The organism is Streptomyces sp. NPDC007157 (assembly GCF_040634235.1).
GTDB lineage: Bacteria > Actinomycetota > Actinomycetes > Streptomycetales > Streptomycetaceae > Streptomyces.
On sequence record NZ_JBEYFE010000026.1, the window covers coordinates 26,240 to 39,327 of the forward strand.

The 13,088-nt window shown below is 68.7% G+C and carries 14 protein-coding genes; 3 read left to right on the plus strand and 11 right to left on the minus strand.

What is annotated here, in order from left to right; genetic code table 11:
- Window positions 1-15 precede the first annotated feature (15 nt).
- Window positions 16-450 (minus strand): helix-turn-helix transcriptional regulator, encoded by a 435-nt coding sequence (locus tag ABZ642_RS35860; protein WP_360492158.1) that lies wholly within the window; start codon window positions 448-450, stop codon window positions 16-18.
- Window positions 451-668: 218 nt separating this feature from the next.
- Window positions 669-2,273: an MDR family MFS transporter gene (locus ABZ642_RS35865; RefSeq protein ID WP_360492161.1), complete on the minus strand. Its 1,605-nt coding sequence runs from the start codon at window positions 2,271-2,273 to the stop codon at window positions 669-671.
- A gap of 159 nt (window positions 2,274-2,432) precedes the next feature.
- Between ABZ642_RS35865 and ABZ642_RS35870 the strand changes: the two genes are divergently transcribed.
- On the plus strand, window positions 2,433-3,032 hold the full coding sequence (locus tag ABZ642_RS35870) for a TetR/AcrR family transcriptional regulator (protein ID WP_360492164.1): 600 nt from the start codon (window positions 2,433-2,435) through the stop codon (window positions 3,030-3,032).
- 13 nt (window positions 3,033-3,045) lie between these two features.
- Here ABZ642_RS35870 and ABZ642_RS35875 read toward each other — a convergent pair whose 3' ends face one another.
- On the minus strand, window positions 3,046-3,597 hold the full coding sequence (locus ABZ642_RS35875; RefSeq protein WP_360492167.1) for a M23 family metallopeptidase: 552 nt from the start codon (window positions 3,595-3,597) through the stop codon (window positions 3,046-3,048).
- A gap of 445 nt (window positions 3,598-4,042) precedes the next feature.
- Here ABZ642_RS35875 and ABZ642_RS35880 point away from each other — a divergent pair, with 445 nt between their 5' ends.
- Window positions 4,043-4,657 carry an HAD family acid phosphatase gene (locus ABZ642_RS35880; RefSeq protein WP_360492170.1) on the plus strand — a complete coding sequence of 205 codons (615 nt, stop codon included), beginning with the start codon at window positions 4,043-4,045 and terminating at the stop codon, window positions 4,655-4,657.
- Between the two features lie 109 nt (window positions 4,658-4,766).
- Here ABZ642_RS35880 and ABZ642_RS35885 read toward each other — a convergent pair whose 3' ends face one another.
- Complete coding sequence (locus ABZ642_RS35885) at window positions 4,767-7,292, minus strand: ATP-dependent Clp protease ATP-binding subunit (RefSeq protein ID WP_217559641.1); 2,526 nt, start codon at window positions 7,290-7,292, stop codon at window positions 4,767-4,769.
- Between the two features lie 430 nt (window positions 7,293-7,722).
- Between ABZ642_RS35885 and ABZ642_RS35890 the strand changes: the two genes are divergently transcribed.
- The gene (locus tag ABZ642_RS35890) at window positions 7,723-8,505 is read left to right on the plus strand and encodes an SCO3374 family protein (RefSeq protein ID WP_360492175.1); all 783 of its coding nucleotides are present in this window, start codon (window positions 7,723-7,725) and stop codon (window positions 8,503-8,505) included.
- Here the strand turns inward: ABZ642_RS35890 and ABZ642_RS35895 are convergent.
- The 7 genes from ABZ642_RS35895 to nadC all read right to left on the minus strand — a co-directional run bounded on the left by ABZ642_RS35895 (window position 8,484) and on the right by nadC (window position 13,087).
- Window positions 8,484-8,819 carry an Lsr2 family protein gene (locus tag ABZ642_RS35895; RefSeq protein ID WP_351317758.1) on the minus strand — a complete coding sequence of 112 codons (336 nt, stop codon included), beginning with the start codon at window positions 8,817-8,819 and terminating at the stop codon, window positions 8,484-8,486. The genes ABZ642_RS35890 and ABZ642_RS35895 overlap by 22 nt on opposite strands.
- Window positions 8,820-9,098: 279 nt before the next feature.
- Window positions 9,099-9,632, minus strand: coding sequence for an amino-acid N-acetyltransferase (locus ABZ642_RS35900; RefSeq protein WP_360492178.1), 534 nt, complete (start codon window positions 9,630-9,632; stop codon window positions 9,099-9,101).
- A gap of 9 nt (window positions 9,633-9,641) precedes the next feature.
- Entirely contained in the window at window positions 9,642-10,100 is a 459-nt protein-coding gene (locus ABZ642_RS35905; RefSeq protein WP_360492181.1) for a BlaI/MecI/CopY family transcriptional regulator, read from the minus strand.
- A gap of 145 nt (window positions 10,101-10,245) precedes the next feature.
- Window positions 10,246-10,437 carry a hypothetical protein gene (locus ABZ642_RS35910; protein WP_360492184.1) on the minus strand — a complete coding sequence of 64 codons (192 nt, stop codon included), beginning with the start codon at window positions 10,435-10,437 and terminating at the stop codon, window positions 10,246-10,248.
- 118 nt (window positions 10,438-10,555) lie between these two features.
- Window positions 10,556-11,158: a hypothetical protein gene (locus ABZ642_RS35915; protein ID WP_360492418.1), complete on the minus strand. Its 603-nt coding sequence runs from the start codon at window positions 11,156-11,158 to the stop codon at window positions 10,556-10,558.
- A gap of 140 nt (window positions 11,159-11,298) precedes the next feature.
- On the minus strand, window positions 11,299-12,096 hold the full coding sequence (locus tag ABZ642_RS35920; RefSeq protein WP_089099902.1) for a type III pantothenate kinase: 798 nt from the start codon (window positions 12,094-12,096) through the stop codon (window positions 11,299-11,301).
- A gap of 4 nt (window positions 12,097-12,100) precedes the next feature.
- Window positions 12,101-13,087 (minus strand): carboxylating nicotinate-nucleotide diphosphorylase, encoded by a 987-nt coding sequence (gene nadC / locus ABZ642_RS35925; RefSeq protein WP_360492188.1) that lies wholly within the window; start codon window positions 13,085-13,087, stop codon window positions 12,101-12,103.
- Window position 13,088: the final 1 nt, after the last annotated feature.

Here is a 13,088-nt window from a genome sequence, read left to right on the forward strand (position 1 = left end):
TTCCTGTCCGTCACGTTAGGCGGGCGGGTCGGCGGGGCGCTTCTCGGAAGTTGCGCTCCTGTTCCGGAAGCCGCCGGCCCAGAGCATGGCGTAGCAGCCGGGGATGAGGGAGGCGCCGCTGCCGACGTGCTCGGTCCGGTACTCGGTGGGGCTGAGTCCGGTACGTGCCTTGAAGCGGCTGGAGAACGTACCGAGGCTGCTGAAGCCGACCAGCAGGCAGATCTCGGTGACGGTGAGGTTCGCGCCGCGGAGCATCTCCTGGGCCCGTTCGATCCTGCGGTGTGTCAGGTACTGGCCGGGCGTCTCGCCGTACGCCTCCTTGAAGGCGCGGACGAAGTGATACCGCGAGTACCCGGCGTGCCCGGCGACCGCGTCGAGGTCCAGGTCCGGATCGGCCCAGTCCCGGTCCATGGCGTCCTTGGCGAGGCGCAGCCGACGCAGTCTGTCCATGCGTCGATGCTAAGGCGACGCCAGGAGGACAACTTGGCCGCGCGCCCATATCGAGGAGACGGCCGCGCGCCCGTACCGAGAAGACAGCCGCGCACCCATATCGAGGAGACAGCCGCGCACCCGTGCCGAGGAGACAGCCGCGCGCCGATCCCGTGAGGGCAGCCGAAAGCGGGTGGCCCCGGAGACGCTCGGTCCCCGGAACCACCCGCAGGCGTTTGTCAGACGGCCTCGACCACGGGCAGCGGTGCCGCCTCGTCGGAACCCGCCTTCTGGGCACCGCCCCGCAGCGGCACCTCCTTGACGAACACCGCCGCCACCACGACCGTCACGGCGATCACGGCACCGAGCAGGAACGCCGAGTGCGTACCGGCCGACACCGCGTGCTGGTACGCCTCGCGCACCGCGGCCGGCAGCTTCGCCAGGCTTGCCGCGTCCAGCGAGGCCGACTGCTCGGTGACCTTGGAGCCCAGCCCCCCGGCCCGCGCCGCCATCTCGTCCTTGACCCGGGCGTTGAAGATCGCGCCCATGATGGCGACACCGAAGGAGGAGCCGAGCGTACGGAACAGGGTGGTGGACGAGGACGCGACGCCCATGTCCTTCATCTCCACGCTGTTCTGCGCGACCAGCATGGTGATCTGCATCAGGCAGCCCATGCCGAGGCCGACGACGGCCATGTACACACCCGAGATGAACCGGGTGGTGTCGGTGTCCATCGTGGACAGCAGGTACAGCCCGACGGCCAGCAGCACCCCGCCCGCGAGGGGGAAGATCTTGTAGCGGCCGGTGTTGGTGGTGACCCGTCCGGCGACCATCGAGGTCACCAGCATCGCGCCGAGCATCGGAAGCAGCAGCAGACCGGAGTTGGTCGCGGACGCGCCCTGCACGGACTGCTGGTACAGCGGCAGGAACAGCGTGGCGCCGAACATCACGAAGCCCACGATGAAGCCGATGACCGACATCAGGGTGAAGTTGCGGCTGCGGAAGATGTGCAGCGGCAGGACCGGCTCGGCGGCCTTGGTCTGCCAGAAGACGAACCCGATCAGCGAGACGACGCCGATGGCGATCAGTTCCATGATCCGCGCGGACGTCCAGGCGTACTCGGAGCCGCCCCAGGTGGTGACCAGCACGATCGAGGTGATGCCGAGGGTCAGCAGACCGGCGCCGAGGTAGTCGATGCGCGCCTTGCTCCGCTTCTTCGGCAGGTGCAGTACGGCGGTGACGGCGGCCAGCGCGACCACGCCGAGCGGCAGGTTGATGTAGAAGGCCCAGCGCCAGCCCCAGTTGTCGGTGATGGTGCCGCCGACCAGCGGGCCGCCGATCATCGCGAGCGCCATGACGCCGGCCATCATGCCCTGGTACTTGCCACGCTCACGGGGCGGCACGAGGTCACCGATGATCGCCATGACGCCGACCATCAGACCACCGGCACCGAGCCCCTGAACGGCCCGGAACCCGATCAGCTCGCCCATGTTCTGGGCCATGCCGCTGAGCGCGGAGCCGATCAGGAAGATGACTATGGAGGTCAGGAAGGCGCCCTTGCGCCCGTACATGTCACCGAGCTTGCCCCAGAGCGGGGTGGCCGCCGCGGTGGCGAGGGTGTACGCGGTGACGACCCACGACAGATGTTCGAGGCCGCCCAGGTCACCCACGATCGTCGGCATCGCCGTGCCCACGATCATGTTGTCGAGCATCGCGAGCATCATCGCGATCATGAGCGCGAGGATCACGACCCGCACGCTCCTGGGCTGTTTCGCCGACGCATCCGCCGCGACCGGTGCCCCCGGTGACTCCTGGCCGGTCTCGGCCGCCTGGATGTCCGCCATCTCTCCCACTCCCCCTGGCGGCAGCTACTTACTTGCCGCCCGGCTAGTTCAGTACACTGGAAAGGTAAACCTGTCACTAGCCGGTCGTCAAGTAAGTTACCGGACCGGGCGTCGGTATCCGACAGGGCGAGTTTTCGCGGGAGTGCGAGGAGTAAGAGGATGGGCGTCACCATGGACGGCACCAAGCAGCAGCGCCGGGGCAACACCCGACAGCGCATCCAGGACGTGGCCCTCGAACTCTTCGCCGAGCAGGGCTACGAGAAGACCTCCCTGCGGGAGATCGCCGAGCGCCTCGACGTGACCAAGGCGGCCCTGTACTACCACTTCAAGACCAAGGAAGAGATCCTGGTCAGCGTCTTCGAGGACCTGACACAGCCGATCCAGGACCTGATCGAGTGGGGCACGGGCCAGCCGCACACCCTGGCGGTCAAGCTGGAGATCGTACGGCGTTACAGCCGGGCACTCGGCGAGGCCGGACCGCTGTTCCGCTTCATGCAGGAGAACCAGGCGACCGTGCGGGAACTGCGGATCGGCGACACCTTCAAGGACCGGATGCGCGACCTGCGCGGCATCTTCGTCGACCCGGACGCACCCCTGACCGACCAGGTCCGCTGCATCAGCGCGATGTTCACGCTGCACGCGGGCATGTTCGTCATGCAGGACCTGGAAGGCGACCCCCAGAAGAAGCAGGAAGCCGTTCTGGAGGTCGCCCTGGACCTGGTGACCCAGGCCCACCAGGGTTCGGATCGCCCCGCTTAGACGATCACGCGCCTCAGACGGTCACGCCCTTGGCGCGGAGGAAGGCGACCGGGTTCACGGCGGAGCCGTAGTTCGGGGTCGTACGGATCTCGAAGTGCAGGTGCGGCCCGGTGGAGTTGCCGGTGCTGCCGGAGAGCGCGATGTGCTGGCCGGTCCTGACGATCTGGCCGACCCTGACGTCGACGCGGGACAGGTGCGCGTACTGCGAGTACTGGCCGCCGGCGTGCTTGATGACGATGGCGTTGCCGTACGCGGGACCGTCACCGGCGCCGTTGCCGCCGACCTTGACGACGGTGCCGCCGTGCGCGGCGACGACCTGGGTACCGGTCGGCACCGCGAAGTCCTGACCGCTGTGCTTGGCCGCCCACAGGCCGCCGGCCTGGTCGAAGCTCGCGGAGAGGGTGTACTTCTTCACCGGGTCGATCCAGGCGGCGGCACTGGAGGTGGCGGCCGACGCGACCCCCGACCCCACCACGGCCGTGACTCCGACACCGGCGGCCAGAACGGCGGCGCGCTTGCGGAGCGAGGACGTACGGGGGGCACGGAGAGTGGCGCGCAGGGACATCGGAACCTCGTGGAGTAGACAACGGGGACCCCCCTCCGGCACCGGCTGACACTGACAGCCGCCGGACGGGGCATCTCTTGGTAACCCGAAAGCCGCGCACCACTCAAATGCCACTATCTACGAAATCACCTAGTACCTATACGTAAAGTTGACCCTTTCTTGACAGAGCACCCCTGGTCGGACAGCCGGGGCACCGCTGTCCCGGTCCGGTGGCGACGCGGGGCAAAAACTCCTTTCCCCTCACCACCCAGGCCCCACTATCCCGGCTAGTAACAGGCATTTCGCCCGTGCGCTATGTCACCGGCGACCGAGCCTCGAAGCCTTCGGGATGTGACCCACACCTCGCCGGACCTACCGATAAGTAACCCCACGGATGCCTCCGCGCCATATCCTCCACTCATCATGCCCCTGACACAGCCGTGGACGTGAGAGGACACCCCCACCGATGACCACAGGCACCTGGACCCGCCGCATGTCCGTCACCGCCGTCTCCGTGGCCGCGCTCGCCGGGATGGCCGCGCCGGCCCAGGCCGCGACCGAGGCCGCGACGGAGAGCAGCTCCACCACGGTCGACTACGCCACCTGGCAGAGTGACTGCCAGTCTGTGATGGACCAGGCCCTGCCCTACCTGAAGCAGCGCATCGCCGCCGCCAAGCCGGGCGAGCGGCAGGCGATCGTCTTCGACATCGACAACACCACCCTGGAGACCGACTTCGGCTTCAGCTTCCCCCAGCCGGCCAACAAGCCGGTCCTGAACGTCGCCCGGTACGCCCAGGAGCACGGCGTCTCCCTGTTCTTCGTCACGGCCCGCCCGGGCATCATCTACCTGCCGACCGAGTACAACCTCGAACACGACGGCTACGACGTCTCCGGCCTGTACGTCCGCGGCCTCTTCGACCTCTTCAAGGACGTCGCCGCCTACAAGACCGCCCAGCGGGTCGACATCGAGAACAACGGCTACACGATCATCGCGAACATCGGCAACAGCGCCACCGACCTCTCGGGCGGCCACGCGGAGAAGACGTACAAGCTGCCGGACTACAACGGCCAGCTGTCGTAGTCGCGCTCCGTCCCGCGCTGCGTCCCGAACGGCGTCCCGCGCGACGGCATGCGAAAGGGGCCGGTGCTTCGAGAAGCACCGGCCCCTTTTCTCGGCGAACCCGGAAGGGTTACGCCTCCTTGCTCAGGTTCGGACCGGCTCCGCCGGCCGCCTGCTCGATCGGCGGGACGTCGGGGAGCGCCGACTTCTCCTCACCGCGGAAGGTGAAGGTCTTGGCGTCGCCCTCGCCCTCGGTGTCCACGACCACGATGTGACCGGGGCGCAGCTCGCCGAAGAGGATCTTCTCGGAGAGCGTGTCCTCGATCTCGCGCTGGATCGTGCGACGCAGCGGACGCGCGCCCAGCACCGGGTCGTAGCCCTTCTTGGACAGCAGCTCCTTGGCGGACTGGGAGAGCTCGATGCCCATGTCCCGGTCCTTGAGGCGCTCGTCCACCTTGCCGACCATCAGGTCGACGATCCGCAGGATGTCCTCCTGCGTGAGCTGCGGGAAGACGACCACGTCGTCGACACGGTTGAGGAACTCGGGACGGAAGTGCTGCTTGAGCTCGTCCGACACCTTGTTCTTCATGCGCTCGTAGTTGGACTTCGTGTCACCCGTGGCCGCGAAGCCCAGGTTGAAGCCCTTGGAGATGTCCCGGGTGCCGAGGTTGGTCGTCATGATGATGACCGTGTTCTTGAAGTCCACGACCCGGCCCTGGGAGTCGGTCAGACGACCGTCCTCCAGGATCTGCAGCAGGCTGTTGAAGATGTCCGGGTGGGCCTTCTCGACCTCGTCGAAGAGGACGACGGAGAACGGCTTGCGGCGGACCTTCTCGGTCAGCTGGCCGCCCTCTTCGTAGCCCACGTAACCGGGGGGCGAACCGAAGAGACGCGACACCGTGTGCTTCTCGCTGAACTCCGACATGTCGAGGGAGATCAGCGCGTCCTCGTCACCGAAGAGGAACTCGGCGAGGGCCTTGGACAGCTCGGTCTTACCGACACCGGACGGGCCGGCGAAGATGAACGAGCCACCGGGGCGCTTCGGGTCCTTCAGACCGGCACGCGTACGGCGGATCGCCTTCGACAGCGCCTTGACGGCGTCGACCTGGCCGATGACCCGCTTGTGGAGCTCGTCCTCCATGCGCAGCAGACGCGAGGACTCCTCCTCGGTGAGCTTGAAGACCGGGATGCCCGTGGCCGTGGCCAGCACCTCGGCGATCAGCTCGCCGTCGACCTCGGCGACGACGTCCATGTCGCCGGCCTTCCACTCCTTCTCCCGCTTGGCCTTGGCGGCCAGGAGCTGCTTCTCCTTGTCGCGGAGGGAGGCGGCCTTCTCGAAGTCCTGCGAGTCGATCGCGGACTCCTTGTCCCGGCGGACAGCGGCGATCTTCTCGTCGAACTCGCGCAGGTCCGGCGGAGCGGTCATCCGGCGGATGCGCATCCGGGAGCCGGCCTCGTCGATCAGGTCGATCGCCTTGTCCGGCAGGAAGCGGTCCGAGATGTAGCGGTCGGCCAGGGTGGCCGCCTGGACCAGCGCCTCGTCCGTGATGGAGACCCGGTGGTGGGCCTCGTACCGGTCACGCAGACCCTTGAGGATCTCGATCGTGTGCGGCAGGGACGGCTCGGCGACCTGGATGGGCTGGAAGCGGCGCTCCAGGGCCGCGTCCTTCTCCAGGTGCTTGCGGTACTCGTCCAGGGTGGTGGCGCCGATGGTCTGCAGCTCACCGCGGGCCAGCATCGGCTTCAGGATCGAAGCCGCGTCGATGGCGCCCTCGGCGGCACCCGCACCGACCAGCGTGTGCAGCTCGTCGATGAACAGGATGATGTCACCGCGGGTGCGGATCTCCTTGAGCACCTTCTTCAGGCGCTCCTCGAAGTCACCGCGGTAGCGGGAGCCGGCGACCAGGGCGCCGAGGTCCAGGGTGTAGAGGTGCTTGTCCTTGAGGGTCTCGGGCACCTCGCCCTTGACGATGGCCTGGGCGAGGCCCTCGACGACGGCGGTCTTGCCGACGCCGGGCTCACCGATCAGGACCGGGTTGTTCTTGGTACGGCGGGACAGCACCTGCATGACCCGCTCGATCTCCTTCTCGCGCCCGATGACCGGGTCGAGCTTGGACTCACGAGCGGCCTGGGTGAGGTTCCGGCCGAACTGGTCGAGGACCAGGGACGTCGAGGGGGTGCCCTCGGCAGGCCCGCCGGCGGTGGCGGTCTCCTTGCCCTGGTAACCGGAGAGCAGCTGGATGACCTGCTGCCGCACCCGGTTGAGATCTGCGCCCAGCTTGACCAGGACCTGGGCGGCGACGCCCTCGCCCTCACGGATCAGGCCGAGCAGGATGTGCTCCGTGCCGATGTAGTTGTGGCCCAGCTGAAGGGCCTCGCGGAGCGACAGCTCCAGGACCTTCTTGGCACGGGGGGTGAAGGGGATGTGCCCGGACGGGGCCTGCTGGCCCTGGCCGATGATCTCCTCCACCTGCTGGCGGACCGCCTCGAGCGAAATCCCGAGGCTCTCAAGGGCCTTGGCGGCGACACCCTCACCCTCGTGGATCAGGCCCAGGAGGATGTGCTCGGTGCCGATGTAGTTGTGGTTGAGCATCCGGGCTTCTTCCTGAGCCAGGACGACAACCCGCCGCGCGCGGTCGGTGAACCTCTCGAACATCGTTAATCGCTCCTCAGAGCGGTCAGGCAGTGGGGGGAACTTCCCCTCTCTGTCCTTCCGCAGCTTAGTCCCGCAAGCGGGGACCGCTCATTCCAACTGCCGACACCGTCGATGGCCTCCTGACCCCGAACGCCGACATATGCTCCAACCCGATGGTGCGAGACGATGTTCCCGCAGGCCAGGCAGTTACCCCTTCCTCCAGTACGCCGATGGCGAACGTGAGGCGGCCTCGCCTGCGTGTCGCCCCCTCCCACTAGGGATGTCTTACCCGCCCGGACTGACAGTCCATGCCGTATGCCCCCGGTCCCTCCGCTACGGGCGAACAACCTTGCGTCTCTCCGGACCCCCGAAGGTCCCCTCTTCCGGCACTCGGCGCATTCACACGCACACCCAGCGTAACTTGGGCGGGTTCGCGACGGTTGCACCAGGCATGGCTGGCACGGTCCCTCTGGCCGCTTCAACGGTCTCTCACCCCCGTCGTCCGCTCGGTTTCGATGTCGGTTCCGCCGCCGCGTCCGGTTCCGGTTGCGCCCTCGCACCGGGTTCCGGCCGCGCCGTCGGGCCGGACGGGCGGGCGGCCCGGCTCCGGCACTGGTACGAGAACGAACTGGGCTGGGTGACAGTGCCCGAAGCGCCCGGAAAGCCGCTGCGGCTGGTCACGGGCGTGCGTTTCGACGTGCTGGACGTACCGGCTCAGGCGGGCGCGAAGGCGCTCAGGCATCTGGGGCCGGGCTCTCCGGTGGCGCTCCAGGGCGACCGGATGCGGCTACTGGTGGCCGCGGGCAGCGCGGAGGAGCTGCCGGGGCTGCTGGACTGGCTGGAGTGGGGCGCGCTGGCCCTGGATCTGCGGGCACTGGGCGCGCACGGCCGGATGGACGCTCCGGTACGGCCCGAGCCGGTCTCCACCGGGACCCGATCGCTTCCCGAAGCCGCCCGAGCCACCGAAGGCCCCGCCGAACCGTCGGATCCCCCGCAACGTTCGGAACCCGTGCAGGGGGCCGCCTTCTGGTTGCGGCCCCCCGAGTCGGGGTGCGAGGTCGAGGCCTCGCTGCCGAGCATGCCGACGCTGTCGACGAGGTCGGCCGTGGGGGGCGTCGGAGCCGCCCCCGATCTCGTAAGGCTGGTGGACACGGTGGCCACCGAATGCCACCGGGTCCGGTTGTGGCGCGCGAGCCACGGGCCGGAGGACCGTCAGGCGTTGGCGTCCTCGTAGGCCTGGCGAATCGTCGCCGGAACACGGCCGCGGTCGTTGACCTCGTAACCGTTCTCCTTTGCCCACGCGCGGATCTGCGCGGTGTCCTGGCTGCCGCCGGCAGCCGCACGGGCCTTTCCACGTCCGCCCGACGCACGGCCACCGGTACGACGACCACCCTTGACATAGGGGTCGAGAAGGCCGCGCAGCTTGTCCGCATTGGCAGTCGTGAGATCGATCTCGTACGTCTTGCCGTCCAGCGCGAACGTCACGGTCTCGTCCGCCTCGCCGCCGTCGAGGTCGTCGACAAGAAGGACCTGAACCTTCTGTGCCACCGGATTTCCTTTCATCGATAACTTCAGGGCCGGGGGTCTGCGGCGCCCGCCGTTTCGCCGCCCCCTGTTATATGCAGTACTGCAGTACGTCGGAAAGCAAACCGCTTTTGCGGGAAAAACACAAACCCCTGGGAGAGACCGAGGGGCCTGCTCCGGCCCGGAAACATGCGCGTTTCGGACATAGGGCACCGGGGCAAGGCGAGGTACCCGGAATTGGGGCCCGATCTCCCACCCAACTCTGCCCCGATGCCTCTTGTCCGCCCCGATCCCGCCGGGCGATCACAGATGCAGAAGCATCCGGCTGTTGCCCAAGGTGTTCGGTTTCACTCGTTCGAGTCCGAGGAACTCGGCGACACCCTCGTCATAGGAGCGCAACAGCTCCGCGTAGACATCGGTGTCCACGGGTGTCTCGCCGATCTCCACGAAGCCGCGCTTGCCGAAGAACTCGACTTCGAAGGTCAGACAGAAAACTCGGCGAACACCGAGCCAACGCGCGGTCTCCAGCAACTTCTCCAGCAACTGATGACCGACACCGGCGCCCTTGAGGCCCGGCTTCACCGCGAGAGTGCGCACTTCGGCGAGGTCTTCCCACATCACGTGCAGTGCGCCGCAGCCGACCACCTCGGCGTTGTCGTCGCGTTCCGCGACCCAGAACTCCTGGATGTCCTCGTAAAGCATCACCGTGGCTTTGTCGAGGAGGATGCGGTCACGGACGTACGCGTCAAGGAGTCGGCGCACCGCCGGGACATCGCCGGTCCGGGCCCGCCGGACGGTGATGGCTTTTGCGGTGACTTCGGGGCGCATCGCTGACATGAGCGGACGCTATCGCCCGCCGCGGTCCACCATGGAGCCGGGGTTCTCCTCTTGCGGGGCTTCGGGGGCTTCCCGGTCTTCGCGTTCTTCCTGCTGTTCCGGCGTATCCGGACCCTGCACCATCCGTACGGCGTCCCGCAGGGCCTGGCGCTGTTCGTCGCTCATCATCCCGAAGAAGGCGACGAGAGCGGCGGCCGGGTTGTCGCTCTGGGACCACGCGTCGTTCATGAGGGCGGCGGCGTAGGCGGCCCGTGTGGAGACGGCCTCATATCGATAGGCGCGCCCTTCGGCCTCCCGCCTCACCCAGCCCTTCTGATGGAGATTGTCCAAAACGGTCATCACCGTGGTGTACGCGATGGACCGTTCCTGCTGGAGGTCTTCCAGGACTTCTCGAACGGTCACCGGGCGGTTCCACTTCCACACCCGCGTCATGACCGCGTCTTCGAGTTCTCCCAATGGGCGAGGCACAGCTCAGAACAATAGTGGGAGATCCAGCCAATGGCGTGCCGGACGTGCACTTTCGCCAACAAAAGCGAACAAAAAGGGCGTACGACCCGGAAGGCACGGCTGTGACCGTGCGGCGAGTCGTACGCCGGGGAGGCGGGGTCCGCGATCAGGCGTCGCGGCTCGGGGCGGAGACCTTCGGGTTGCCCTCCCCGCGCGCCGCGCGCGCGAGGGCGGCGTCCACGGCGGCGTCCTCCTTGGCCTTGGCGGCGCCGCCCTGGGTCTTCACGATCACCCGGACCAGACCGATGAAGAAGACGGCCATGACGACCGGGGGCAGGAGCGCGGAGACGTAGTCCATGCGTCCAGGGTAGCCACGGGGGACCGGGCGAAAGGTGCGGGGTGGGTGAAGTGTCGCGCAACGCGCGCGAGCTGCCGTTTTCCCCGCCGCTTCGGCGGTGTGCCGCCGGGCGTCCCGGTCAGCCGGCGGCGAGCTGCTGCGGCGGGGTGGGCCGACGCCGGGGGAAGACCTCGCCCGGGGTCGGAATGGGCCGCTTCGGCGAGACGGGCTCGGGGGCCGCGGGCCGCGGGGCGGGCCGCTCGGCGGGCCTCTCCTGCGGCTTCTTCTCCGGCTCCTTGGCCACACCGCCCGGCAGAGCCGTCAGGCGGACCCTGGAGGCCGGAACGGCCGGTGCGGGCACCTTGCGGGCGCCCTGCGCGAGCCGGGCCCGCACATCGCGCTCCGCGAGCCCCTGGCAACGGTCGAGCAGCGCGGCGGCGCCGGGGTTCCCGCGCAGCGCCCGCAGCGCGGCGAGGTCGTCCGGGGTGGGCCGATGTCCGGCACCCAGCGCCTCCTCCAGGAGGGTGAGATAACCGGCGACGGTCCCGGGCAGGGCCGCGCGGTACCGGACCAGATCGGCCACCAGGAAGGCACGCAACCGGGCCCCCTCGCGCATCGCCTCGTCGAACGACTCGGCGAGCCGATGACAGTCCTTGATGTCCTCGGCGGAGGCGGGATCGGGGTGAAGGGCGAGGGCGACAGCACGGCGGAGCACACGCAGCTCCTCCGCACCGAACGCCATGCCGCCGCGGGATCCGTATGGCGTGGGCATGGACCGAAGATACGCGTAAATCAGACAAACTCGACATAGGGGGCGGGGTGTGGCGCCTCAGGGCCACCCACCTGGCCGCCGGAGGGGGCCGACGCGCCCGCCCCGCCACCTCACATCCGCGAGACGTTCCGCTCGTACACCAGGCGCAGCCCCACCAGCGTCAGCCACGGCTCGTGCTCGTCGATCACCGAGGACTCGCCCAGCACCATCGGCGCCAGCCCACCCGTCGCGATCACCGTCACGTCGTCCGGATCGTCCGCCAGCTCCCGCGCCATCCGGCCGACCACCCCGTCGACCTGCCCGGCGAAGCCGTACACGATGCCCGCCTGCATGGCCTCCACGGTGTTCTTGCCGATCACGCTCCGCGGCCTGGCCACCTCGATCTTCCGCAGCTGCGCGCCCTTGACGCCCAGCGCCTCCACGGAGATCTCGATACCGGGCGCGATCACACCGCCGACGTACTCCCCGCGCGCGGACACCGCGTCGAAGGTCGTCGCCGTACCGAAGTCGACGACGATCGCCGGGCCGCCGAACAGCTCGACGGCGGCGACCGCGTTGATGATCCGGTCCGCGCCGACCTCCTTGGGGTTGTCGGTGAGGATCGGCACCCCGGTCTTCACCCCCGGTTCCACCAGCACCGCCGGCACATCGCCGTAGTACCGCCGGGTGACCTCGCGCAGCTCGTGCAGCACGGACGGCACGGTCGCGCAGATCGCGATGCCGTCGATACCGTCACCGAGTTCGTCGCCGAGCAGCGGGTGCATGCCCATCAGGCCCTGGAGGAGCACCGCCAGCTCGTCGGCGGTACGGCGCGCGTCCGTGGAGATGCGCCAGTGCTCGACGATGTCCTCGCCGTCGAAGAGCCCGAGGACGGTGTGCGTGTTGCCGACGTCGATCGTGAGCAGCATGGGGTCACTCCGCCTCGCGCAGATCCAGGCCGATGTCCAGGATCGGCGAGGAGTGGGTGAGGGCACCGACGGCCAGGAAGTCCACGCCGGTGTCGGCGTACGCCCGCGCGTTCTCCAGGGTGAGCCGCCCGGACGCCTCCAGGAGCGCGCGTCCGTGCACGATCGCCACGGCCTCCTCGCACTCCCCCGGCGTGAAGTTGTCCAGCAGGATCAGGTCGGCGCCCGCGTCGACGGCCTCGCGCAGCTGGTGCAGGGTGTCGACCTCGACCTCGATCGCCAGGTCCGGGAAGGCCTCGCGGACGGCCTTGAAGGCCTGCTCGACGCCGCCGGCGGCGACCACGTGGTTGTCCTTGACCAGGGCCGCGTCGGAGAGCGACATCCGGTGGTTGACGCCACCGCCGCAGCGCACCGCGAACTTCTCCAGGGAGCGCAGCCCCGGCGTGGTCTTCCGGGTGTCCCGCACGCGCGTGGTCGTGCCCTCCAGCGCGTCCGCCCACGCGCGCGTGGCGGTCGCGATGCCGGAGAGGCGGTTCAGGATGTTGAGCGCGCTGCGCTCGGCGGTGAGCAGGTCGCGGGTGCGGGTGGTGATCGACAGCAGCGGCTGTCCGGCCTCGACCCGGTCGCCGTCCTCGACGTGCCGCTCGACCTCGAACTCGTCCGTGCAGACCACGGAGACCACGGCCTCGGCGACCCGCAGGCCGGCCACGACGCCCGCCTCGCGCGCGACGAAGTCGGCGGTCGCCACGGCCTCCTCGGGAATCGTCGCGACGGTCGTCACGTCCACGCCGTTGTCCAGGTCCTCCTGGACGGCCACGTTGGCGATGTCCTCGACCTCCACGGGGTCGAGTCCCGCGGCGGCGAGGAGTGCGGCGAGCGCGGGGTCGAGCCCGCACACTACGTATTCTGCGGACCCCTCGTCGCCCTCGGCGCCACAGGCACAGCCGTCGCCGCAGCCGCCGCCGTTGGCGAGGGGAAGGTCGTTGGTGCTCACG